Source organism: Scardovia wiggsiae F0424 (assembly GCF_000269605.1).
GTDB lineage: Bacteria > Actinomycetota > Actinomycetes > Actinomycetales > Bifidobacteriaceae > Scardovia > Scardovia wiggsiae.
In genome coordinates this window covers 1,244,802-1,270,681 of sequence record NZ_AKCI01000001.1, presented here as the reverse complement: position 1 = coordinate 1,270,681, position 25,880 = coordinate 1,244,802, and the positions used below count along the sequence as shown (strand labels likewise).

Genomic DNA, 25,880 nt, shown 5'->3' with positions numbered 1-25,880 from the left:
ACTTTCAAAACAATAGGAACATGCCCAAAGTAGGAATATAAATCGAAAGAAATTAGACTGGGCAGTGTTGTAGTGAGTTGCGGCATGGCTGCCGTACCATGGTAAAAGGAGTCATTATGAGGAATGGCACCCTTAAAATGAGGAAGATAATAGGACGGCTTATCAGTACAGTGGCTACCGTAGCGTTAGCAGGTTCAGCGCTCGCGGCGTGCGGCAGCTTCCAGTCACAGCAGGTCACCCTTGATTTTTTCCAGTTTAAGGCGGAAGCTGCTTCATGGTTTACCCAGAAGGCGCGTGAATTTGAGAAGCTTCATCCCAATATTACAATCAATGTCAATAACACGGCAAATGCGCAGACCGATATGCGCACACGGCTGGTAAAAGGCCGGGTACCCGATGTTATCACATTGAACGGCGATATCAGCTACGGATATTTTGCAGCTTCGGGGGTCTATCATAACTGGGAAGGCGACCCGATCACGAAAAGGCTCAATACCGGCATGCTGCAGATATCAAGGGATCTCGTCCAGACGTCCGATCCGGCAAAGAAAAAGCTGTATGCCCTCCCATACGCCGGCAATGCTTCAGGCTATATCATCAATACTGACCTGTGGAAAAAAGCGGGACTTGACCCTGATAATCCCCCGCAGACGTGGGACAGCTTTATCGCAGCATTGCAGAAGCTCAAAAGCGCGGGGATCACGCCGGTTGAGGCATCGTGGGCGGATACATGGACCCTCCAGGCCCCCCTGGCTTCCCTGAACGGTACCCTTGTACCGCTGAGCGATTATACGAAACTCAAGAAAAAGGAAACCGATTTCAGCAAGCTGTGGACTGAGACTGCTCAGAAGGAGCATACTTTGTATACGTATGCGCAGCCAAACAAAGGCGTAACATACCAGCAGGCCACGCAGGACTTCGCCAACGGCAAGGCTGCCATCCTCCCTCTCGGGACGTATGCCATACCGCAGGTCACATCGGTCAATAAGGATATCAGCCTGCGCTTCGCCAACATGCCTGCAACCAATAATGCCAATGAGCAGAAACTTGTTGCCGGTGACGATGTGCTCCTCACTATGGGCGCAAACACCAAGCATGAAAAGGAAGCACGCATGTTTATAGAATTCCTTCTCAGTGAGAAGAATGTAGCTGAATATGCTAAAGCCCAGTACGCCTTTACGCCGCTGAAGGAAACGCAGGCAGGCGGCAGGGAGATCGCCCCCGTACTTCCTTTCTTCCGCTCGGGCCGCATCGTAGATTTCTGCGACCATCAGATACCTTCATCCATCAATCTCGCAGGCTTCCTGCAGGCACTGGTAACAACAGGCAATACGAAGCAGTTTACCGATGCCATGCAGAAAGAATGGGATAAAGTCCAGTCCAGGACTTTTGAGTAGGGCAACAGGAGACCATTATGACAACAGTGTCAACTTCTCTGCATCCAGGGCCGGGATCTGCACGTTCAGGTGCGGGCCCCGTATCCTCCAAAAAAGAGGGGAGGGCAGGCAGGCGGCTGGACCGTACCTATTACTGGATGACGGTCCCTGCAGCGCTGATCTTTGCTTTCTTCCTGTACGTACCGTTCATCCAGGGTATCCTGTATTCATTTACGAATTCGCAGGGTTTCGGTACCTATAAATGGATCGGGCTGAAAAATTACATTGCCCTGTTCCAGGACGACCGTGTATGGCATGCGTACGGTTTTTCGATTTTTATCGCTGTCATATGCACGGTCCTTATCAACCTTATCGCAATGTTCCTAGCTGTTTTGCTGAACTCACGCATTGCTTTTAAGAATGGGTTCCGTGCAATATATTTCATCCCGTACACTTTGGCAGTCCTTGTTATCGGCTATGTCTTCAAATATATTTTCATGGTGCCGCTGCCGGCGCTCGGCCAGGCGCTCCATATCGACTGGCTGAGCACATCCATGATTACCAGCGCGCAGCTGGCCTGGATACCTATCGTCTTCCTTACGGTGTGGCAGTCAGTGGCGTACAACACACTGCTGTACCTGGCCGGCCTGCAGACTATTGACCAGGAAGTATATGAGGCGGCGGAGATAGACGGTGCAAATGCATGGCAGGGCTTCTGGCGGATCACTTTCCCGCTTCTCGGCCCGTTCGTGACCATAAATATGGTGCTGTCATTGAAAAATGCCCTCGGGGCGTTCGACCAGGTCGTAGCATTGACCGGAGGCGGGCCTGATTCCGCAACGGAAACCGTTTCTTACCTGATCTACAATAACGGCCTGACGGGCGGCGAATATGCCTATCAGACAGCAGATGCAGTCGTGTACTTCATCCTGCTGGCTGTTATCGCCTTCGTACAGTTACGGTTCTTCTCAAACAGGGAGCAGATCTGATGAGCAGTGCACATCCAAATACTGCAGGTGCTGCAGGGACGCCGCAGAAAAAGCCGGGCCTCGGCTCCATGGGGCGCCAGGGGCGTAATGTCGGTGCCGCGAAACGCTATGATTCCAACAGGGGCAAGCTGCGCCTGTCTAAACAGAACCGCGTGAACTGGCCGCTGACCATACTGGCTGCAGTGCTGTCCCTGGTTATCCTTGTGCCGCTGTACTTCGCTGTAGTGTCGTCGCTGAAAGATAATGCTACTATCGGCGGATTTGAGCTGCCGAAAACATGGAACTGGGGCAATTACGCACAGGCATGGAATATGGTGAATTACCCCCATGCGGCATGGACGACCCTTCTGATCACTGTGTGCGCAACGGCACTTACTCTGGTGAGCAATACGTTCGTAGCATATGCTATCGCCCGCAATATGGACAGGCCGTTCTTCAAATTCCTCTATTACTTCTTTATTGCGGCCATGTTCGTGCCGTTTACAGTGATCATGCTGCCTCTGGCCCGTCAGATGGGGTGGATGCATCTGGATAACCAGTTTGGGCTGATCGTCCTGTACACGGTGCTTGGCCTGGGGACGAACCTTTTTATCGGGGTCGGGTTTATCCGCTCTATCCCTGTGTCCCTGGAAGAAGCTGCGCGGATCGACGGAGCGAGTACGTGGCGCGTATTCTGGACTATCGTCTTTCCGCTGATGGGGCCTATAAACGCGACTATCGGCATTATGACAGTGCTGTGGGTGTGGAACGATTTCATGCTTCCGCTGATCATCCTTACCAATCAGCAGGATTCGACTATACAGCTGTCGCAGTACGTGTTCTCGTCGCAGTTCAATACTAACTATCCCGTAGCGTTCGCCAGCTATCTGATGGCTATGGCCCCCGTCCTCATCGTATACATTTTTGCCCAGAGATGGGTAGTGTCCGGCGTGATGCGGGGTGCTGTAAAGTAGGCAGAGGCGAAACCCGGTGATCCGGCAGTAAACTGAAACCGGTAAACTGAAACTGGCGAGCTAATATCGGCAATATCGATAAATAAATATTGAGGAGCAGTTATGACTGATTCCGGGCGCAAAGCAGTCCCGCAGCAGGTGCATACTAACGGCGATACGCCCAACCCGTGGTGGTCTAATGCTGTCGTATATCAGATATATCCCCGGTCTTTCCAGGATACTAATGGTGATGGCATAGGGGATTTGCGCGGGATCACGTCGCGCCTGGATTACCTGGCTGATCTGGGCGTAGATGTTATCTGGCTGTCCCCGGTATACAGGTCGCCTCAGGATGATAACGGCTACGATATTGCGGATTACCAGGATATAGACCCGATGTTCGGGACGCTTGACGATATGGACGAGCTTATCGCGCAGGCGCACAGGCACGGGCTGAAAATCGTGATGGATCTGGTTGTCAACCATACATCAGACGAGCATGCATGGTTCCAGGCATCGCGTGATAAAAACGATCCGCATGCTGACTGGTACTGGTGGCGCCCGGCTAAAGAAGGGCACGAACCCGGTACCAAGGGCGCAGAGCCCAACGGGTGGGGATCGTATTTCGGCGGGTCGGCATGGGAATTCGATCCAATCCGCGGAGAGTACTATTTTCACCAGTTTTCAAAGAAACAGCCGGATCTGAACTGGGAAAACCCCAGCATGCGCCGGGCGGTGTATGCCATGATGAACTGGTGGATGGACCGCGGCGTCGATGGTTTCCGTATGGATGTGATCACCCTGATCTCCAAGAAAGTAGATGAGGCCGGGGAGCTTCCTGGAGTAGGGGGCTCTGCCATGTCTGCGGGTGCTGCCGGCCCGGAAGGGTATTCGAGCCCCGCCCCGTTCTGCCAGGACGGCCCGCGGCTCGATGAATTCCTTGCTGAGATGCATAGGGAAGTGTTCGACGGCAGGGAGGGGTACCTTACTGTCGGCGAATCTCCGGGGATCACGCCTGAACGGGACGAATATATTACCGATCCGGCGCATCGTGAGCTTGATATGCTGTTCCTGTTTGAACATACCGATGTTGACCATGGTGCTGACGGCAAGTGGACGGTAACCCCATGGAGGCTCACTGAGCTGAAAAGGGCTATGAGCGCCCAGCAGAAGGCAGTCGAAAAAGCCGGGTGGGCAACGCTATTCTTCAACAACCATGACCAGCCGCGTTCGGTATCGCGCTGGGGTGACACGAGTACAGACGGGCTCCGCATACGCTCGGCTAAAGCCCTTGCCCTGCTTATGCATATGCACCGCGGTACGCCGTATGTGTACCAGGGCGAAGAACTGGGCATGACGAATGCCGGTTTTACGCGGCTTGGCCAGTACCGCGACCTGGAATCTATCAATATGTACCATCAGCGTGTAGATGAAGCCGAAGTGTCAACAGACGGAGAGATGCTTGCGGGGCTGGCAGCCATGAGCCGCGACAACTCGCGCACCCCAATGCAGTGGGACAGCACCGGGTACGCCGGCTTTACAGCAGAATACGCGCCGACGGAACCGTGGATATCTGTGAACCCCAATAAAGATACGGTCAATGCGCATGACGAAATACGGGATCCGGATTCTGTATATTCCTTTTATAAAGAGCTGATCCGCCTGCGGCATGACAATGTGCTCGTTTCTGCGGGGAAGTGGGATCTGCTGGATGCCGATGACGAACAGGTCTATGCTTTTACGCGCAGCCTGCCTGCTGATGAAGCCCGCGGTATCCCGGAAGCGGACGGGCATCAGCTGCTTGTAGCCGTTAATGTATCGTCACAGCCCGCAAAAGTGCCGCCCCAGACAGCGGCTCTGGTCAATGGGCGGGCCGGGGCAGACCAGATACTGGTCTCAACATACAGGCCTGAGGAAACTGTGGCCTCACTGCTTATCGGCAGGCTTTCCCCATGGGAGGCTTTCGTATACCGGCTGTAGGTATTACTGGCTTATACAACACGCATATAGGCTGCAGGCCGGCGCACTGTCCTGACGCAGTATTGCCGCCGTGCAACATTGCCAATATATGTATAGAACAGTGAGGCTGTTATTATGGAAAGCATGACGGTTCAGAATTCCCATCAGGCGCGCGCAGTAACTGACCGGCTTTCAATGGTCATTGTGACATATAAACGCCAGGAGCTGCTCCAGGAACTGTGCGATTCCATTAAAGGCCTCACCATTAAGCCGTGGCGCGTCATCATAGTGGATAATGAAGCTTCCGCTGACACACAGAGGATCGCTGAAGCGCTTGAGAAGGCGCTGTCTGTCCCCAGAGGCAGGCATGCCAGTCAGCGGCGGCCTTCTTTGGGGAGCGCCCCTTCAGCAGATGCGAAAGGTGGGACTGACCGTGTGGTGTATATCCCTATGAAGGAAAACACCGGCGGCGCAGGAGGTTTCTACCGTGGCGTGAAAGAAGCCTACGACCGCGGCAGTGAATGGTTCTGGGTGATGGATGATGACGTAGCCGCCCTCCCCGATGCGCTGGAAAAGCTGTCCCCATGGATGAAAAATTTTGAAGCCATACAGGGCGGCCGCTACGATTTTGACGGCGGAGATTTTTACTGGCAGTATCAGACTATAGTCCCGCTGGGCATCCCCAACCCGTTCTCCCCGCCGGAGTTCGGCGCTTCCGGTTTCCGCCCCATGAATTCTATGTGTTTTGAAGGCGGGCTGTTCAAAAGGTCGGTAGTCGATAAGGCCGGTTTCCCTGATCCCCGTTTCTTCATTGCCTGGGATGATGCCAATTTCGGATATCTTGCCAGCAAGGTTACCGAGCCCATCATTATCAGAGATAAGGTGCTGCGCCGCACACGTACGCTCGCAAATATTGATATTGCAGGGCTTCCGCAGATCAATTCCATGTCAGACGTCAAACGTTTCTATCTTATGCGCAACCGCGGTTTCCTGGCCCGCTACTATATGGCGCATGGCGATTACTATCCGGCCGCGTTTGCACTGGGCAACGCCATCACTTTCTGCAAGGAGCTTATCCGCCTGTTTACTGTAGACAGGAAAAGCCTGCGCTCGGGGTTCATCCAGATATGCAAAGGGTGGGCCGCAGAGCACCGCATCCTCCATGATCCGGACTGGAAACCGATGCCTGTGCCGCCTGAAAGTGCAGGGAACTGAGCGGAGGCAGATATCGAGGGGCTGATGTGGACTGATATATCAAGGCGGACGACATTGTGTTGGAGAATAAGGGCAATCAGCGGAGCCACAACCCACAGGGACAGCAAAAATAGTCTGTATAATTAGATTATCGTTGTAGTGGATATATGGAACCGTTGTAATATGGATATGAAAAAAACAACTTCAAATATAAAAGAAAGTATTGATAGTGATATTCATAAGGTTTGGGAAACTGTTTTAGCGGTTGAAAAATACAGTCAATGGCGGAGTGATTTAAGTAAAACGGAAGTAATAAATAAAAAACAATTTGTTGAATATGCCAAAGATGGCTTTCCTACCACCTTTACTATTACTGTTGTAAAACCGTATGAGCGTTGGGAGTTTGATATGGAAAACAGTAATATAAAAGGACATTGGACTGGCATTTTTACTTCTAAAGGAAATAAAACTCAAATAGATTTTACAGAATGTGTAATAGTAAAAAGAATAATTATGAAACCCTTTGTAAAATCATATTTAAGAAAACAACAATCACAATTTGTTATGGATTTAAAGAAAGTATTTATCAATAAAAATGGTGTAAGCGGTATTTCCCATATGCCTGTCTGAACGTTGAGAGCCCGCATGTAAAGCGTAGTCATACTGGCTCAGCTTTATCCGGGAGAAACCAGTAACTTTTGTAGCGTTGGGTCCGCAGCCGGAAAGCATAATACTGCAGAGGGCCGTGATGCTGGCTGCCATGCGCAATGGGCATGCACCCGTTTTACCCTTCATATGGCCACCTTGTCGATATGGCTTGTCCCCTAATCTGATACAGAATGTGATTCTATTATAGCCTTATGGGAATGATGCACCGACAGGTGTTTTATCGGTTTTCTGCAAGTACTTTTTCGGGTTTGCTAGAATAAAACCGTCAGGATTATAAGGCTATATCAAGAAGCCCTTTTGCTGGATAATATAGATGTTATCTTTATGGTTTAGAGTTTTTGGTATGGCCGGGATGGAGGATAATGATGTTCTCACGGATGTTCAAGCATATAACCCGCGTCCAGTTTGCAGTTGTCACTGTTCTGAGTGCAGTGATCATACTTTTTAGCCCTGCGGTATTCTGGGGCTACGGTATTGTTGAAGGGGACTTCGACTGGTTGGTGATCATAGGTGTTATGCTTTCTACCATTCCTATGGCGATTATTATGCTTATCACGGGTATTGCATTCCCCAAGTGGGAAGTAGCGGTCCCGCAGATACTGATTGTTGCCGGGCTTGATATAATAAGCGCACTCGCGTTTTTCCTTTATGACGTGATCCGTTGGCATTTAGTTGAGTACTCTGAGGACAGCACTTCTCAGCTTTTAGGGGCATTGGCGCTCCCCTATGAAAGTGCGGTTATACTGTGCTCAGTAGCAGCATACGCCATAGGCGCCGGCATCGGCATAATATTCCGTAAGCTGCGCAGGAGCATCACTGAGAGGGGCTGACCGGCCCCTCCTCCTCCGCTCACTTCTTCTGGAGTGATGGCATAGCTGCCTTGTAGGTATCAAGCGCGTCAGCCAGGTCTTTATCTTTGATGGTGACATGTTCATTTTTCAGGACCTGGCTGATGACCTGCCGCATTATGTTCGTATCGCGCAGCCACTTTGAGTATACGGTTTCTGTAAGCTCTTTCTTTTTATCTTTGAATTCGCCTTTACCCGGATTTTTTACCATTTTGATAATTTCATACCCATTAGTGACCTGCACCGGATCCCGGGTGTATTCCCCATCTTTCAGCGCATACGCGGCGTCTTTGAAAGTCGAGTCGAAATTCCTGTCATCCGCCTCAAAGGTCACCGTGCCGCCCTGGTCCTTGCTTGAGGTATCGATCGAGTATGTGCCGGCAAGCGTACTGAAATCGCCGCCGGCTTTCAGTTCTGCTATAACGCGCCTGGCAGTGCTTTCATCCCCTACCAGGATATGCTGTACGGTGACCCGCGGCCGGTATGTTTCCCAGGCTTCCCTGAGCTGGTCTTCAGACACCTTCTTAAGCCGTTTTAGTGCCACTTCGCTCAGAAGGTTTGTGCGCAGGCTCTGCCTGAAAGATTCCCTGGTAAAACCGTTCTGGCTCAGATAGGAGCTGAAATTATCCCCGTACTGTTTTTTATAGTCTGCATAAGCATCGTCAACGCTTTTTGCGCTTACTGAACTGCCGTATTCCCTGTCCAGCGCCTTATAGATCAGCAGGTTTGCAAGGACGGTCTTCCCGGAGGGGGAGCGCTTAAGCTCATTATAAAGCTCCTGCTGGGATACTTCACCGCCGTCATATGTGGCGACAGCAGGATCTCGCCCGCATCCCCCAAGGCCGGCGGCCAGCAGTGCTGCCGCTGATATCCCTGCCAGCAGGGCCCGAACTCCTGTTTTCCTCTTCATCGTTGTTCTCCTTCGCGTATCATCAATGGATAAATAATATGTGCTGTTGCGGATCAGCCATAGCCTGGCTGTTTTGTCTTGTACTGGCTTATTTTAGTAGGCACACGCCCGTATGCAGGGTTCCACATAGTGGACAGATATGAAAACTTTCTTAATCCCTTATTTTCCAAGGATGTTATGTATAAATTTATAAAATATTCCTGCATTATAAACAGACCAGGCAGATAATGAATACTTTTCCCTTGGAAAATCTCAGATCTGAGTACAATAGCCCCTAACCATATCACGGTATTTTTAACCGTGATCCACCTAAATATACGAGAATTGGAGGGCATCATGCAAGCAAAAAAGAAAGGGGTAACTTTTCTTTTAGCTGCTGCTGTTACTTTCGGGGTTTTCGCAGCGCTTCCGTCCGGCACAGTCCTGGCGGATACTGCACCTGCGCCAACGGCCCAGCCGGGCAGGCCTCCGACAGCCGCTGCAGCAAAAGACCAGCAGTCGCATAACAGTGCAGGCACTGCAGCCGATCCGGCATCTGCCGGCAAGGCACAGGCCTATACCGCAGAAAACAGGGCAGATACCGGTACGGGTACGGATACAGTAACTGCCGAGCAGGCGATCGCTGATCAGCTGGCCGTAAAAAATATCAGTTACAGCAAACTCAGCCATACGCAGCAGGATAACGTTTACGTTGATGTAATAGTCCAGATGTCTGCAGCGCCGGCATCGAAAAACGGTACTTTGCGTGCTGACTATTCCAGCACCGCTGAGATCCAGCGGGAAACCGATACCGTAATAGCCGCCCAGGCGAGCGTTAAAAAAGCAGCCGAGCAGGTGACCGGGCAGGAACCGGGCAGAAGCTACGGCTATGTTTTCAACGGTTTCACAACTAAAGCCAAAGCCAGTGATATCGGCAGGCTCAGGCAGATCGCCGGTGTGAAAAGCGTCACGCCTGCGAAGGTCTATTACCCTTCCGAGGCTAACGCCAATTCCATGGCAAATGTGCAGGCAGTGTGGTCGAGCTACAAATATAAAGGCGAGCATACCGTTGTTGCCGTTATCGACACCGGGATCGACCCGAACCATAAAGATATGAGGCTCAGCAATGAGCGGGACGTCAAACTGACCCGGTCGGATGTCAGCAATTTCATCAGCAAGGCAAAGCATGGCAAATACTTCACGCCTAAAGTCCCTTACGGCTACAATTATGCTGACAATAACACCATAATCACTGACAACAGCGAGGACAGCCAGCATGGGATGCATGTGGCCGGCATCATCGGGGCGAACGGCACGGGCACAGACCCTGCACGCTCCGTGGCCGGTGTTGCCCCTGAGGCGCAGCTCCTGGCAATGAAAGTATTTTCCAACTCAAGTACATCGTCCACAACGGGAACGGTCACTATAGTGGCTGCAGTGGAAGATTCCTCAAAGCTCGGCGCTGATGTGCTGAATATGTCGCTTGGGGCCGCTTCAGGCGACCAGACACTGCAGGACCCTGAGCAGGCTGCAGTGCAGAATGCCAACGAAGCCGGTACTGCCGCAGTAATTTCTGCGGGGAATTCGGGGACCTCGGCCTCTGCCTCTGAAGGCGTCAACAAAGATTTCTACGGACTCAGCGACCTTGAAACAGTAGGTACGCCGGGGGCGTCACGAGGCGCCACCACCGTTGCTTCAGGCGAAAATTCGCAGGTCATCAGCCAGGCGGTAACGTTCTCGGGCGCTGACGGTTTCGAGCTCGGCCCCGAGTCTGTCAGGCTTTCAGCGGACAGTTTTGCAGGCAGTTTCAACAAGAAACAGTTTTATGTAGTGCGGAAGGCCAACGGCGAACTCAGTACAGGCGACCCGGGCGATTACACAGCTGAGGCAAAAGGCAAGATCGCTATTGTCAACCGCGGGAGCATGACTTTTACAGACAAGCAGAAATATGCGCAGCAGGCGGGCGCAGCAGGTGTGGTTATTGTCAATAACCAGACAGGCAGCGCATCCCCCTTTACAGGTATTGCCCTGTCCTCTGATTTCCCGGCTTTTGGCCTGTCTAATGTTACCGGGCACAAGCTTATTGACTGGGTGGACCAGCATAAGGGTACGGCGCTTACTGTAAAGATTGCCCTGATGCCTCTGCCGAATCAGAGCTACCTTACTGACCGGATGTCTACATTCACATCATACGGCCCGGCTTCCGACCTGTCCTTCAAACCTGATATCACAGCTCCGGGCGGGAATATCTGGTCTACGCAGAATAATAACGGGTACACGAATATGTCGGGTACATCAATGGCTTCCCCGTTCGTTGCGGGCTCCCAGGCGCTCCTCAAACAGGCGATGAATAATAAAAATAATAAGTTCTATGCCTACTATCAGAAGCTTAAGGGGACCCAGATCACCGACCTGCTCAAGACTGTGGAAATGAATACCGCGCAGCCGGTCAAAGACACAGGCCATGGCAACGCCATAGTGTCGCCAAGGCGCCAGGGTGCCGGAATGATCGACGTCAAGGCAGCTATCGATGCTTTGGAGAACAATCCGTCAACGGTCGTTTCGGAAAACGGATACCCTGCCGTTGAGCTTAAAAGCTTCAATGGGAGGACCACAACGTTCAGGCTCACTTTCACGAACCCGACAGGCCAGGATATGGTATATACCATAGATTCCAACGACAGCACCAATGCCGTCTACACATCTGCAACTGACCCCGCCACCGGCGTACTGTATGACACAAAGATAGACGGGGCTTCCATCAAGTCCGGTAGTACTATCGATGTCCCTGCCGGCGGAACAGCCCGGGTGGAATTCCAGCTGGTTTTGCCGGAATCGTTCAGCACTCAGCAGTTCGTGGAAGGGTTCCTGAACTTCAGGGGGAACGACGGCACGCGCCTGAATATACCCTATATGGGGTTCTTCGGGGACTGGAACAGCGGGAAAATCGTTGATGCCATCAACGGCATTACAGCCAGCCCGGCAACCGGCAATTACGGCACTGTGCCGCTGATGCTCAACCAGGATTCAGGGGACCAGTATTACGGCGGGCTGTATATTGATGCGCAGGGCAGCCGGAAGGTAAATACGGATGCTGTTGCATTCTCCACTTCCTCCTCCGCCCTGTATAACGGTATAGGCATGCAGTACTACATGCTGAGGAATGCCAGGGATGTTAAAGTCGAGATACTCGACAGCAGCGGCAATGTTGTTACAACATTAAGCTCGTCTGCCAACCAGATCAAGACTATTTACAGGCCTTCTGCAGGCAGGTATTCCTATTACTATCCGCCTACCTGGGACGGTACGTATTACGACCAGAGCGACGGCGTTGTAAAACATGCGAAGGACGGGCAGTATGTGTACCGGATCTCTGCTGTACCGTCCGGCGGGGACAGGAGGCAGGCCTATGATGTGCTGTTCAAGCTTGATTCTAAGGCGCCTGTAGTCCGGAATGTCTCGCTGGCTCAGGAGCAGAAGCAGGGCAAGACTGTGTATTATCTGTCGGCAGAGGCTAAGGATGATTTCAGCGGGCTCAGCATCTCGCATAATATTGAAGTGTCTGTGAACGGCATCAGCAACCCTTACGGCTCGTATACGGTGACCGGCACAACGCCCGACGGCTATTCGCAGATCAGAGCGGTACTGACCCAGCAGCAGGCAGATGCGCTTGCTGCCGGCGACAACAGGATCGGCGCATATCTGACTGATAATGCCGGGAATGGTGTCAGCGCAGAAGAAAGGGTGCAGAAGCCCGGCGATGTTATGTACGGCCTTATCATAGACAAGGGCGGCATCCCGCAGAAGATATCCCAGCCAACAGACGGCTATGAGGAAAGCCCCTTCGATGACGGCACCGGTACCTATACGTTCTCCGGCACCTATCCGGGGAAGGTCTACGGTACGTATACGGATTCACAGGGCAAGACCCATAGCATGGATATCGCCTACAACTCAGTGACCCGCAATTTCAAAGGCAGCCTGCCTCTGACTGCGGAGGATTACCATAGCACGGTCAATCTGTACAATAATGCTGCCCGCACGCAGCTGGTGCAGAGCTTTGGGACTGATGTAAGGCTGAAGGCCCCAAGCTTCACTGATGTGAAGATCAATGGCGGCGAGAGGCAGACTTCGGAATCCTCTGTTGAAGTTTCAGGGACGGTCAGTGATGATACCGAAAGCGTCACTATCTCAACTTCTACTTCGGGCACGCCGATAAAGGCGCAGATCGAGGCCGGGCACAAGTTCAGTGCTGATGTCCCTGTTTCATATGGTTCCAACAGGATCACTGTCCAGCTTGAGGATGCTGACGGGAATACTGCAAGCACCTACAAGATGGTCACATCGTCATATGATGCTGAAGTACTCAAAAATGCCGTTACATTCAATAATGGCATTACATTCGGCACCAATGAGGTCACAGCCCGCAGGTCGAGGTATTACGATGCGAAAACCGGCATGGCAACGATTACCGGTAAAGTCAAGCATCCTACCACCACGCTGAAAGTTGACGGCAAGGATGTACCAATCAACGACGACCTGACGTTCAAGTTCACATTGAACCTGGGCACCGCCGGGCAGAAGCCCTTCAGCGTGATAGTCGGGGATACCACCCAGGACAGGTCTTTCCAGGAGGTCCTGACCTTTGTGCTGGATACCGTCCCTCCCGCACTGGCGCTTGATAATCCGACAGATAGGCCGGCGTACACGAATGATCCGGCTTACAGGATCACCGGTACGGCAACCGACAATGTCGATTACCTCAAGCTGATGATCAACGGCAGCAATGTTGCCACCCAGTACGAGGATGTCGATATCAATAGCGGCAAGCCCGGGAGGATGGATATCAACTATACTGCCAGGCTGGTGAAGGGCAGGAATATCCTTACTGTGGCTGTCACCGATTCCGGGAATAATACTGTCACCAAAAGAATCACGGTATACTATGAGCCGAGGAAAACCCTGGCTTCGCCGGTGATCACCCCAAGCACGACTGGGCCGGCAGCGTCGGTAACGCTGACTGCCAAAGCCGCCTCGGCTGATGAAACAGTCCGGTACAGCACTGACGGGGCAACCTATCAGGATGTCCCCGCCGGCGGGGTGGTTGTTACGGCCAACGGGCTGTTCAGCTTCAAGTCGGTTGACCGGTACGGCAACGAATCCGCGGTTGTATCGTACATCGTGAACAACATCCGGGATAATAACGGTGCCAATGCGCAGGGCGGGACCGGCCAGAATGCTGATGCTGCCGGTGCCGGCCCAGGTACGGCTGCCGGGCAGGCCATGCTGTCTGAATCTGAACAGACGGCGCTGCTGAACAGGATCCATACCGTCAGGGAGGCCCTTGGCCCGGAACTGGCTGCTCAGGCCAATACCGTTACCGGGAGGTCTTTCGCAGCGGACTGTGATGCGCTGGCAGCCCTGGTGCAGTCCGGGAAAGTCACAGCCAGCCAGGGTGAGGCAAAACTGGGCGGGCTGCTGGACTCGGCTGTTGAGCGGATCTCTGCAGATATAAAAGCTGCGCCTGCAGCGGCGGAGAGTGTCTCCGGCCCCGCGGGCGGGAGCAGCTGGTCTGCTGCGGCCGATACCGCCCGTACCGTGGCGAAGTCTTCCGGTGATGTTGGCACAAAGCTGTCCTATCTGCAGAAGCTGAAAAGCCTGCGGGAGAGTGTCGCCGCTGCTGCAGCCGGGGATTCAGCTAAAGCTGCTGCAGCGGGTCAAGCCGCTAAGACGGATAGCACTAAGAATGCTAAGGGCGCTGGGGAAAAGGCTTTCCATCCTGAGGATACAGCCCAGGGCACTTCGGCCTCAGCCGGACAGCAGCCGTCTGCAGCTGGTACACATAATCCTGCCGGGGCGTCCGGCCCTGCGGCATCCGCGCCGCAAGGTGCGCAGGTCTCGGGCAGCGGTACAACCGGCATACTGGCGCAGGCCCCATACAGGTCAGCCAGGCCGTCTTCCCTGGCGTATACTGGGGATGAAGCCCATACCTTGCTTGGCCTCAGTGCTGTCACCATACTGGCTGTACTCGGTGCATTCGCTTTCGCGAAGAAAAGCCGGGCAATCCGGGCAGCCCGGGCGGCTCATAAGGCCCAGGTGCAGTATTCAGGCAATGGGTCCTGATACTCGGAACCGGAAACTGGCGGTTGGTATACCAGCGGCTCCATAAATAATCCCATAGCTGCATCCGCACCGTATATGGCTGCGGATGCAGCTTTTTACGGCCCGGAAAATGGCATGGCGTGCGGGATTCTGTGCTAGAATGCAAGTAGCACAATGCGTGTCGCGGTGAGTCTCACGGTATCCGGTCCTTCCCGGGTCCCATTATTTATGTACTGCGGAAACAGAAGGCTTGCCCGGCATAGACTGTCAAAACTGTATACCTGTATGTAGCTATTAAGTGTGCCTGCGCTGAGGCCAGCACCTCAGAAGCGGAGGTACCCTCAGGCAAGGAGGTCTGATGAAAAACAAGGTACAGCTTATTACTTATGCCGACAGGCTTGGCGAAGGTACTCTCGCTTCGCTGACAGATGTTCTGCGCACCCGGTTCGATGGCGTGTATGAAGGCGTGCACATACTCCCGTTCTTTACCCCTTTTGATGGGGCAGACGCCGGTTTTGACCCTATTGACCATACGAAAGTTGATCCCCGCCTGGGGAGCTGGGATGATGTGGCTGAACTGTCCAAAACCCACGACATCATGGTTGACGCTATTGTCAACCATATGTCATGGCAGTCGGAGCAGTTCCAGGATGTTATGAAGAAAGGCGAGGGTTCAGAGTATTACCCGATGTTCCTCACCATGTCTGCCGTATTCCCGGAGGGTGCTACTGAGGAAGACCTTGCCGGAATATACCGCCCGCGCCCGGGCCTGCCTTTCACACACTATACATGGGGCGGCAAAACGCGCCTTGTCTGGACGACCTTCACACCTCAGCAGGTAGATATTGATACTGCTTCCGATGAAGGGTGGGCATACCTCATGTCTATCCTGGACCAGATGTCGAAATCGCATGTGTCGTTCATCCGCCTTGACGCCGTGGGATACGGTGCCAAGCGGGCGAAGACCAGCTGCTTTATGACGCCGGATACTTTTGACTTGATCAGTAGGATCAAGGAAGAATCTGCCAGGCGCGGTATGGAAACGCTGATTGAAGTCCACTCCTATTACAAAAAGCAGGTGGAGATCGCGAATAAGGTTGACCGCGTGTATGACTTTGCAATCCCGGCGCTGCTGCTCCATGCCTTGAGCACGGGTAAAACCGGCCCCCTGGCGCACTGGCTTGGGGTGCGTCCTGTGAATGCGGTAAATGTCCTTGATACCCATGACGGTATTGGTGTGATCGACGTAGGGTCCGATCAGATGGACAGGTCCCTGAAAGGCCTGGTGCCCGATGATGAGGTTGACCAGCTTGTCGAGACTATCAAAGAAAACTCGCACGGTGAATCCGCAGAAGCCACAGGGGCAGCAGCCTCCAACCTGGACCTGTACCAGGTCAACTGCACATACTACTCCGCACTCGGCTGCGATGACCAGAAGTATATCGCATCCCGCGCTGTCCAGTTCTATATGCCTGGTGTGCCGCAGGTCTACTACGTAGGTGCGCTTGCCGGGAAGAATGATATGGAGCTCCTCAAACGCACGAACGTGGGGCGCGATATCAACCGCCATTACTACACCGTTGCGGAGATCGACGAGAACCTCAGGCGTCCGGTGGTCCAGGCGCTTAATGCCCTCGGACGTTTCCGCAATACCCTTGAGGCGTTTGACGGCGATTTCAGTTTTACTGAAAACGGCGGATCCCTGGCTATGACATGGACAGGGCAGTCTACAAGCACAACCCTTACTTTTGCTCCCGGCAAGGGCGCTGGCAGCAGCGGGGTCCCTGTGTGCACTATTGCATGGAAGGATGCTTCCGGTGAGCATGTCACCGATGATATTATCGCAAACCCGCCGGCAGCAGCACAGTAAAAATTAAAATTTAAGAACTATTGAGGAGGTCTTTATGACATCGCCAGATGATCAGAAGAATTGGGAGCATCAGCCTTCGGATGACAGCTTTGTGCGCCCCGGCATTGATGACAGGCCGGATTATGATAATGCGCTTACTCCCGAGCAGAAAGAAAGTGTAGACAAGCTGAGCAAGCCGATCATGGAAGCACGGCCCGCAACACCGGAAACACTGCAGAATACCGATGTGCAGGCTGTGCGCATGACTGAGGCAGCGCCGGCAGTTGCCATCGCTGAAGTTGCTGAATCGGAGCCGCTGAACCCTGAATCCGCGTTGAATGATATGCGCGATCCCATGGCAGACGCATCAGGGCGCGTGCCTTCACGCGGCGAACTGATCCGGCTTGGTATAGGTTTCACGGTAAGTGCTGTTGCATGTGCTATCCCGTGGGTGGCGCTGAATACTATTATCCTTCCGGCGGTGCTGGGGCAGATCAATAATAATCAGAAAACTGCCATGCTTGGGATAGTGAACGCTGTAGGTGCAGTTGTAGCACTGCTGGCTAACGTCATATTCGGCACATTATCTGACCTGACCCGTTCGAAGCGCGGCAAACGTTTCTGGTGGATCATCACAGGAGGGGTCATAGCAGGTGTCAGCGTAGGGTTAATTAGTGTTACGCGGAATTTTGGACTGATCGTCCTCCTGTGGTCAATGGCCCAGCTGGGTTATAACATTATGCTTGCACCATTTGTGGCAACTATGTCTGACCGCGTCCCGGACAAGGTCCGCGGTACAATTTCAGGTTTTTACGGTGCAGGTATAGCTGTCGGGCAGACCCTCGGAAATTATGTAGGCGCCAGTTTGATCAAACAGGGGGCTTCCGGGATTTTCGCCGGCTGGATGATGGGGCTTGGCGTATTTTCCCTTATCGGCATTATTACAGTAGCTATATGGCCTGCGGACAAATCTAATGTAGATCAGCCGCGCGATAAGTTCAGTGTCATGATGATCCTGCGCTCTTTCCGGCCTCCTCTGCATGCCCCGGATTTCTACTATGCCCTTAGCGGCAGGACGCTTATGATGGGCGGATACTGGATGATCAACTCTTACCAGCTGTACATCTGCCAGGATTATATTTTTAGCGACCAGCCTGACGCAGTCAAGAAGGCAGCTGCAGTTATCGCTACCATGTCACTGATTACCTTGGGAGTTTCGCTTTTTGCTGCTGTGACTGCCGGACCGATTACTGACAGGATCCACATGCGTAAAATCCCTGTGGCGCTGGCATCATGCTTATTCGCCGTAGGCGCTGCAATGCCTCTGCTTTTCCATAGCCCGCTTGGGATGTATCTGTTCGCGGGTATAGCAGGCCTGGGTTATGGGATATACAACGCTATTGATCAGGCGCTTAATGTTGCAGTACTGCCAAACCCCGAGGAAGCCGGTAAAGATCTGGGGATTTTGAACCTTGCAAATACCTTATCTACGGTTATAGGTTCTGTATTTACCTCCGTCATTCTAGGACTGGTCAGAGGGATGACCCACTCAGGGAAAGTCCCGGGCTACGCATACGTATGGGTGTTTATTGTAGCTATTATCCTTGTGCTTGTGGCTGCGTACCTCATCATGAGGATCAAGAAAGTCAGGTAATGCCGGGGCTGTGCGTTTCAGATAGGCACGGCAGGATGGCTTATCTCAGAACGCAGCAGAACGGCTGTATTCGTGGGGCAGGGGCTCTGACTCCTGCCCCATAAACTTATCTTGAGGCCTCAGTTATTTGTAAGATCCTGTTCAAATTTAGTGAATGCCAGCCTCTGCCGCGATGAGGCTTCGTGCCGCGGGGCGTTTTTGCAGAGATTTACAGCCTGCCCCGATACGGTTTTTGCGCCTGCTCCGGATATGTGCTTTATGTGCCGACTTGGCGGATATTGAGATGATGCATGCTGCAAGGCTACGGCAGACAGTAGTATTGGAGACTACTAGCGTCAGATGAAGTTTTAGTGTGCAGTAAGGCAGATACGCAGCAAGGGGTGGATAATATGGTGAGCGGCAGTCCAACAGACAATTCGCTGGATTCTGTGGAGCAGCTTGATACCCATAACAAGATGGAGCGCGGCCTGAGCAACCGTCATGTCCAGTTTATTGCGATTGGCGGCACCATCGGTACCGGGCTTTTCCTCGGTTCCGGCAAATCGATAGCGCTCACCGGCCCGTCGATCGTCCTCGTGTATATTGTGGTGGGGCTGGTAATGTTCATCCTGATGCGCGCTATCGGCGAACTTATGTATAATGATCCAAGCCAGCACACGTTTATCAACTTTATTACGAAATATGTGGGCAAAGGCTGGGGATACTTCGCGCAATGGTCGTACTGGATCGTGCTCGTCCTTATCGGTATGACTGAACTTACCGCAGTTTCCAAGTATTTCGTAGAGTTTTTCCGGACGTACAATATTGACCTGTCGTCGTGGAAATGGCTGATAGAGATAGCGTTCCTGGCTGTCCTCGTCCTCATCAACCTTATTGCTGTCAAGGCTTTTGGGGAGGCAGAATTCTGGTTTGCCATGATCAAGATCACCCTGATCATAGGCATGATCGTTACCGCAATCGTTATGCTTATTATCCATTACCGTTATCCGGCAGTAAGCATAAGGACAACAAATTCGGTTATCAGCTCGCCGGCAGGGGAAGTTTCGCTTGCCAATATTTTCCGCGGGTTTTCGATTGCCCCTCACGGCTGGTACAACTTTGCCATCGCATTCCCCATGGTATTTTTTGCGTATCAGCTGATTGAATTCGTCGGTGTAACAGTATCGGAAACCAAGAATCCGCGTCCGGTACTTAAAAAAGCTACAAACCAGATCATTTACCGCATCCTGATCTTTTACGTCGGCGCGCTTATCGCCATCATGACTATTGTCCCCTGGCGCAATTTCGTGCCTGATAAGACAGGCGAATTCGTTTCCCCGTTTATTATGGTATTCAAATACGCAGGGATCGACTGGGCAGCAGCGCTCGTATTCTTTGTGGTGATCACAGCAGCGAGCTCGTCGCTGAACTCCCTCCTGTTCTCTGCCGGACGCCATCTTTACCAGGTGGCAAACGAGTCCCGGCAAGGCTCTGTTTTGCGCTTCTTCAGCCTTGAACAGGTATCAGGCCATAAAGTCCCTGCCCGTGCCATTCTGATGTCCGGGCTGTTTATCCTGCTGTCGCCGGCAGTAAGCCTGTTCCCGGCGGTGACACAGGCATTCACATGGTTTTCCAGCGCGTCGAGTGCCGTTATTATCGGCATCTACATTTTGACGGTCATTGCACACTGGAAATACCGAAGGAGCGCCGATTTTTCGGCTGACGGTTTCCTGATGCCTGCTTATAAAATTTTCGATGCCCTTGCCATTGCTTTTTTCATCCTTATCTATATTTCGCTTTTTATGGCGGCAGACACAGTATGGCTTGCGGTGGGCGGCCTTGTATGGTTTACGGTCTTCGGTGTGTGGTCCCATTTCCGTGTGCGCCGCATGCAGGAGCGGCATACAGCCTCTCTGTAAGGCACCGGATTTTTGCGGGGATTTATATTTATTCTATAAAAATCTCTGCTGGGAACCCGGGCGAATGCTGGGCTGTGTATCGGGCTTCGTGGGCGCCTGGATGCCCTGCTGCGTCTTTGGACGCATTCTCTGCTGAGTGCCCGGCTGCAGTTGTGCGCCTCTTTGGATGCCTGCTGAGCAGGCGGAGGAACTCAAAGTTGATTTCCGGCGGAGTGCCGTTATACAGATGCTGCGGGTCGCAGACGAATAATGCCGTTGCCAGCCCGTCGGCCCATGCTGTTGGATACTCCATACCGGATGATGTGTGCGGTACATATACCCACGTTGCCTCAACACCCCGGGCCGGCTTCCCCGTCAGTGCATCAAGGATGTGATGGGCCTGGATAAGTGAGGAATCAGGCCGGTGGACGGTCCATGTGCGCCTGCCCGGCGCTGAAGCGCACAGGGCGGTCCCGCGCATGCCGGGTTCGCGTGTACTGCGGCCGATGGTGCAGATGCCTATGGCGGTATCGGAGTCGCTTGGGTCTTCGAGCGCAACCCGTGTGATTCTTGTACCTGCCTGCACTGTATGGGATTTATGGGGTCTGTGCGGGTCCCGGACATCTCCGGCTTCATGGCTGTGCTGACTGTCTTGGCTGTACTGTGAACGGGCTGCTGAAAAGTAGAGGTCTCCGCCCGCATCGATGGTGAACGCTCCGCAGCCCAGTGCCTCCAGCTGCGCGGATAAAAGGTCAACGCAGAACCCTTTCCCAGCAGCACCGAAATCAAGGCTGACGGGTGTCCCGGTGTACAGCGTTGTCCCCTCCCTGCGGATAGACCGCCAGCCTGCGGTATGGAATCCTGCAGGAGTGGTTCCTGCGGATATGCTGCGGGACTTGCCTGGAGCGGTGTCCATAGGGCCGCCGGAAGCAGGGCCATCGCCGATAAGGTCGAAAGGCACGCTGTAGCCCAGCTGTATCAGGCTTTCCCCAATGCAGGGGTCTATACGGCCGTCAGTTGCCTCATACAGGGAATCGTAAATATCAAAAAGCGGCCTGCAGTATTCGGGGAATTCAAAAATACCGTTATGCTCGGCTATGCCCTGCGGATCGCCCATAGCGCGCACAAGCGAATAGGGCAGGAACCGGGACAGGGCAGCTTCATATCCGGAGATGGATCGGCGGAGGCTGTCCTGCGCATCCTGCGGGATCCCTTTTTCGCTGGTGATGATCATGCCCGTACCCAGTACGCCGGGGAAAGCGCAGATATGCCGTTCTGCAGCAAAGGCGGCGCCTGTATCGGATATTCGCATTGTGCCATTATACCTTGCAGGTGCGGGCGGCAATGCAGGCGCTATGGTATGGCCAACGGTTTTGCAGCCTGCAGGCCGCAGCGCGCACAGGCGTGATCGCAGATACAGGAACAGATATCAAAAATTTTCCAATAAGTTTCATTAAAACTCTTTACAAATCGGCCCTGATATTTTACGTTAGTAAAAGAGTTCGTCCTAAGGAGAACCGTGAAACAGTATCCATATCCGTTTATACACATGCTTCAGGCCCTGCCGTTTACGCGCTGTAAACAGCATGGCGGGCTTAATGTACATCGTACATTGCTGCGGCATGCCCTGCGTGTATGTGTGTTCCTGTGCGCTGCTTTTGTGATATGCATAAGCGCCATATCAGGTGCCACTGTGCCCCGGGCGTATGCGGCAGATGCGGCAACGGATTATGCTTCATGGGATGCAGTCGTTTCTAGGATCTCCCAGGACCTTGACTCTGCAGAGGCTTCTTACGGATCAGGCGATACTACAACGGCAGCAGCTTCATCGCAGCGTGCATACAACACAGGCTACGTTGCTACAAATATGACCAGTGCTGTGCAGCAGGTCCAGGGATCTGCAGAGGCCCAGTCCCAGGCCGGCGATTTTATGGCTGTCACATCGCTTACATACCAGCAGCCCAGCGCGCAGAATATCCAGGACCTCAAAACCCGCATACAGCAGCTCAAAAACCGGCTGAAGGCTTCGGCACAGGTGCTGGATGCCGACACCTCCCTGGGCTCCCCGCGGGTATACGGGAAAAAACTTGACGACAAGATCAGGCAGGAACGCCGCAAACTGGACGCTGAGAGCGTCAACAGGAATGAAGGCCGGGGAAACCGCACATGGACTGCAGTTGCCCGTGAAATGAATGCTATCCTTGACAAGGCTTATACAACCGCAGTTGACGGCCATAACGGTGAAAAGGCAGCAGAGCTCGTCAACGATGCGTACTACAAGTATTACGAAAAGCTTGGTTTTGAAAAAACCGTTATGAGCGCGATCTCCGGAGCCCGTGTCTCCGCGGTAGAATACCAGTTCAAACAGACCCGTAAAGATATGGTTGCGGGTAAACCTGCGCAGACCATCAAAAAAGATGTAACTGCGTTGAAAGATATGCTCACTAAGGATGCCGGGATACTGGATGCCGCAAATTCCGGCGGTTCGTCTGCCGCACACATCAATCCGTTCACACAGTTCTTCAGCTCCTCGTTCGGGCAGGCATTCATCATACTGATCCGTGAAGGGCTTGAAGCCATCCTCGTAGTTGCGGCTGTTATTGCCTATCTTGTGAAAGCAGGGTATAAGGATAAGCTGCGTTATATTTACATGGGTGTCCTGGCCGGGATCATAGCTTCCGGGATCATGGCGGTTATCCTGAATGTGCTGTTCGGCGCGAGCGGGTCCCATCAGGAAATGATCGAAGGGTTTACCGCCCTTGTTGCCATGCTGATGCTGCTGTTCACCAGCAACTGGATGCTCAATAAATCGTCGGTTGCAGGATGGAACACATATATCCGTTCCAAAACTGAGAAAAGTATTTCAACAGGGAGCGTGCTTTCCCTGGCCTCGCTGTCGTTCCTCGCAGTATTCCGTGAGGGGGCTGAAACTGTGCTGTTTTACCAGGCGCTGGCCGGAATGGTGTCAGACAGCGATTACAGCGCCCTGTACGGAGGGGCTGCTGCAGCAGCTGTTATCCTTGTTATTGTCTTCCTGCTTATCCGCTTCACATCAGTCAGGATCCCTATCCGCCCATTTTTCGCAGCCACCAGTACCCTTATGGCAGCCATGGTCGTGATTTTTGCGGGCAGCGGGCTCCATGAGCTGATTGAGGCTGATGTGATCGACGGCGTGTATCACCCGGATTGGATCACCAATGATTTCCTGGGGATATACCCATACACAGAAACTGTTGTTTTCCAGATAATCATGGCTGCAACGGTCATAATACTGGCAGCGGTTTCCATCATCAGTCAGAGGAAGGCCAGGAAGGCTTCCCTTCAGGGGGAGGGGGACGGTACCGGAGCGTCCGGCCCGGATACCGGAAGCCCCCACGCAGATGTGCCTCATACGGGGCAGCAAAAAAATAATCCAAACAGTACACATAATCACAACGATTAAACACACAGTGTCAGATCCTGTAAAGAAAGGCAGATACAGATGGCAACAGATAATGCAGGAAAACTGAAGAAAGTATGCGCAGCCGCAATAGCCATGCTCTGTGCGGGCGCTATGGCCGTTTCGCTCTCGGGCTGCGGCTCGCAGAAACCTGCAGCGACTAAAGCGAAAACATCGCAGACATCCAGCGATTCACAGGGCAGCAAAGGCTTTGAGGAGTACCCTATCGGGCATGACCAGGAAGTCGGGCCGTTGAATGTGTCTATGGTGTATTTCCAGCCCGTAGATATGAAGCCGTCAGGCATGGGCCTGTCGGCAGCTGAGGCCAGCTTCCACCTGGAGGCCGATATCCATGCCCTGGCAAATAATGACCTGGGCTATTCCAAAGGCGAGTATGTGCCTGATCTGACTGTACAGTATGAGATCGTGGATAAAACCACCGGCCAGGCTGCAGCATCGGGGACATTCATGCAGATGAATGCTAATGACGGACCGCACTATGGCGCCAACGTGAAGCTCGACAAGGCAGGCCAGTATAAGCTCAACCTGTCGATCCACTCGCCGGCTGAGAAAGGATGGGCGCTCCATGTTGACAAGGAGACCGGTGTCAAAGGCGAGTTCTGGACCACACCTTTGAAAGTCAGCTTCGACTGGAACTACACGCCGCATAAGTGGTAACCTTCAGAGCGCATTTCACCAGGGAAACAGCAAAGGATTCTTGTGCTTAAACAGTTTGTCACCGCATTGCCCGGAACGCTGACACCGGTATTACTGTATATGGTGTTAAACGTTACCCTGACCGTGGGGGAGGGCAAAGCAAAACCTCTGAGCAGCTCCTGGCGTTTCATAGGTATGCTTGCGGGCATTGCGGGGGCAGTTGTTTTTGCCGGCCTGCGCTCATTCGCAGTGATAAGCCAGCAGACGGCGGCGCTGCGACCGGCCCTTTACGTGAGCGTGATCGCAGATATCGCTGTTACCGCCGCAATCGCAGGGTCAGGCTGGCTGATAAATAACTGGCGCAGCCAGTGCGCACGGCAGCATAGCCGGCAGGGGGACCCCGATCCCTCTGCAGCAGGCCGGGGAACAGTGAAACGGCGCTTCACATGGCTTGACCTGGCTAACCTCGTGGGCGCCGCAGCTATTGCGGATGCATTTTTCACCTGCCTTCCGGACGTTATCATCCAGCTGGCGAACTTCGTGGAAACAGGCCAGTCGGCGTTCACATCCGCTATGCTGGCGCGCGCTTCGGGCTTCTTCCTTGGCGTAGGGGCAGCAGTAGCTGTTGCGGCCATTTTTTCAACAATGCGGACAAGCGTACCGCACAGGGTTTTTGCTGCAACCGGCGTGCTGTTTATGGCTGCCGTACTTATTCAGCAGGGCACGGCCCTGGTGCAGATACTGGTGAATACAGCTGACATCGAGCTGAGTGATGCCCTGTTCTCCGTACTGGTATTCCTCATCAACCACGAGCTTTACCTTGTTATTGCCCAGGCGGCTGTATTCATTATCCCCGCTGCTGTTTCGGTGGCGGCAGGGATCCGCATCAGCCCGCAGGCGCGTATCCAGGTGCAGGGATCAGGCCATTCCCAGGCGCAGGGCCGTATCGCGCGGAAATTCCGCAGACATGCATGCGCTGCGGCAGCATGGTCCCTGGCAGCGGTCCTTTTCGTCGGCACAGCACTTACCTATGGCGTTGCCCGCACTAACCAGGAGATCGTCCTGTCTGCCCCTGAGAAATATGAGCTGAAGAATGGCGTCGCCTCAGTCTCTTACGGCCAGCTTTCTGACGGCCATCTCCACCGGTTCCAGTACACGGCGAAAGACGGCACTGTTATGCGGTTCATCATTATCAAAAAATCTGGCGGCGCGTATGGTGTCGGGCTGGATGCATGCGAAAACTGCGGTCCGGCAGGGTATTACGAAAAAGACGGGAAGATTGTCTGCAAAAAGTGTGATGTTGCTATAAACCTTGCGACCATTGGTTTTAAGGGAGGGTGCAACCCCATTCCGGTCGCATATGAATCGGCGCATGGGAAGATCACTATCAAAACAGCCGATCTGGATGCCCTTTCGAGCCACTTCAAAACGCTGTAGGATGGAAGA

At 53.2% G+C, this 25,880-nt stretch carries 16 protein-coding genes; 14 read left to right on the top strand and 2 right to left on the bottom strand.

What is annotated here, in order from left to right; all coding sequences use genetic code 11:
* The first annotated feature begins 116 nt into the window (after window positions 1-116).
* The 7 genes from HMPREF9156_RS0105630 to HMPREF9156_RS0105600 all read left to right on the top strand — a co-directional run bounded on the left by HMPREF9156_RS0105630 (window position 117) and on the right by HMPREF9156_RS0105600 (window position 7,949).
* Window positions 117-1,397: an ABC transporter substrate-binding protein gene (locus HMPREF9156_RS0105630; protein ID WP_007147806.1), complete on the top strand. Its 1,281-nt coding sequence runs from the start codon at window positions 117-119 to the stop codon at window positions 1,395-1,397.
* A 17-nt stretch (window positions 1,398-1,414) separates the two neighbouring features.
* Window positions 1,415-2,365 (top strand): carbohydrate ABC transporter permease, encoded by a 951-nt coding sequence (locus HMPREF9156_RS0105625; RefSeq protein ID WP_007147805.1) that lies wholly within the window; start codon window positions 1,415-1,417, stop codon window positions 2,363-2,365.
* Entirely contained in the window at window positions 2,365-3,318 is a 954-nt protein-coding gene (locus HMPREF9156_RS0105620) for a carbohydrate ABC transporter permease (protein ID WP_007147804.1), read from the top strand. The genes HMPREF9156_RS0105625 and HMPREF9156_RS0105620 overlap by 1 nt, the downstream gene beginning before the upstream one ends.
* Window positions 3,319-3,420: 102 nt before the next feature.
* Entirely contained in the window at window positions 3,421-5,277 is a 1,857-nt protein-coding gene (locus HMPREF9156_RS0105615; protein ID WP_007147803.1) for an alpha-glucosidase, read from the top strand.
* A gap of 114 nt (window positions 5,278-5,391) precedes the next feature.
* Entirely contained in the window at window positions 5,392-6,471 is a 1,080-nt protein-coding gene (locus tag HMPREF9156_RS0105610; RefSeq protein WP_007147802.1) for a glycosyltransferase, read from the top strand.
* Between the two features lie 168 nt (window positions 6,472-6,639).
* The gene (locus HMPREF9156_RS0105605) at window positions 6,640-7,080 is read left to right on the top strand and encodes an SRPBCC family protein (protein WP_231198076.1); all 441 of its coding nucleotides are present in this window, start codon (window positions 6,640-6,642) and stop codon (window positions 7,078-7,080) included.
* A 401-nt stretch (window positions 7,081-7,481) separates the two neighbouring features.
* Window positions 7,482-7,949, top strand: a complete 468-nt coding sequence (locus HMPREF9156_RS0105600; protein ID WP_017147557.1) for a hypothetical protein — start codon at window positions 7,482-7,484, stop codon at window positions 7,947-7,949.
* Between the two features lie 19 nt (window positions 7,950-7,968).
* On the opposite strand, the gene HMPREF9156_RS0105595 is transcribed toward HMPREF9156_RS0105600, so the two are convergent.
* Window positions 7,969-8,877, bottom strand: coding sequence for a peptidylprolyl isomerase PrsA (locus HMPREF9156_RS0105595; RefSeq protein ID WP_007147798.1), 909 nt, complete (start codon window positions 8,875-8,877; stop codon window positions 7,969-7,971).
* Window positions 8,878-9,213: 336 nt separating this feature from the next.
* Between HMPREF9156_RS0105595 and HMPREF9156_RS0105585 the strand changes: the two genes are divergently transcribed.
* The 4 genes from HMPREF9156_RS0105585 to HMPREF9156_RS0105570 all read left to right on the top strand — a co-directional run bounded on the left by HMPREF9156_RS0105585 (window position 9,214) and on the right by HMPREF9156_RS0105570 (window position 20,359).
* Window positions 9,214-14,979, top strand: a complete 5,766-nt coding sequence (locus HMPREF9156_RS0105585; RefSeq protein ID WP_007147797.1) for a S8 family serine peptidase — start codon at window positions 9,214-9,216, stop codon at window positions 14,977-14,979.
* Window positions 14,980-15,316: 337 nt separating this feature from the next.
* The gene (gene gtfA / locus HMPREF9156_RS0105580; protein WP_007147796.1) at window positions 15,317-16,828 is read left to right on the top strand and encodes a sucrose phosphorylase; all 1,512 of its coding nucleotides are present in this window, start codon (window positions 15,317-15,319) and stop codon (window positions 16,826-16,828) included.
* Window positions 16,829-16,862: 34 nt separating this feature from the next.
* The gene (locus HMPREF9156_RS0105575) at window positions 16,863-18,461 is read left to right on the top strand and encodes an MFS transporter (protein WP_007147795.1); all 1,599 of its coding nucleotides are present in this window, start codon (window positions 16,863-16,865) and stop codon (window positions 18,459-18,461) included.
* A 389-nt stretch (window positions 18,462-18,850) separates the two neighbouring features.
* A complete protein-coding gene (locus HMPREF9156_RS0105570; protein WP_007147794.1) occupies window positions 18,851-20,359 on the top strand; it encodes an amino acid permease in 1,509 nt (502 codons plus the stop codon).
* Window positions 20,360-20,387: 28 nt separating this feature from the next.
* On the opposite strand, the gene HMPREF9156_RS0105565 is transcribed toward HMPREF9156_RS0105570, so the two are convergent.
* Entirely contained in the window at window positions 20,388-21,650 is a 1,263-nt protein-coding gene (locus HMPREF9156_RS0105565; RefSeq protein ID WP_007147793.1) for an FAD:protein FMN transferase, read from the bottom strand.
* Window positions 21,651-21,887: 237 nt separating this feature from the next.
* Here HMPREF9156_RS0105565 and HMPREF9156_RS0105560 point away from each other — a divergent pair, with 237 nt between their 5' ends.
* Genes HMPREF9156_RS0105560 through HMPREF9156_RS0105550 form a run of 3 tightly spaced genes read left to right on the top strand, consistent with a single transcriptional unit; the run spans window position 21,888 to window position 25,871 of the window.
* Window positions 21,888-23,780 (top strand): FTR1 family iron permease, encoded by a 1,893-nt coding sequence (locus HMPREF9156_RS0105560; protein ID WP_017147555.1) that lies wholly within the window; start codon window positions 21,888-21,890, stop codon window positions 23,778-23,780.
* A 39-nt stretch (window positions 23,781-23,819) separates the two neighbouring features.
* Window positions 23,820-24,455 carry an iron transporter gene (locus HMPREF9156_RS0105555; protein WP_007147791.1) on the top strand — a complete coding sequence of 212 codons (636 nt, stop codon included), beginning with the start codon at window positions 23,820-23,822 and terminating at the stop codon, window positions 24,453-24,455.
* A 42-nt stretch (window positions 24,456-24,497) separates the two neighbouring features.
* Complete coding sequence (locus tag HMPREF9156_RS0105550) at window positions 24,498-25,871, top strand: DUF2318 domain-containing protein (RefSeq protein ID WP_007147790.1); 1,374 nt, start codon at window positions 24,498-24,500, stop codon at window positions 25,869-25,871.
* Window positions 25,872-25,880 lie beyond the last annotated feature (9 nt).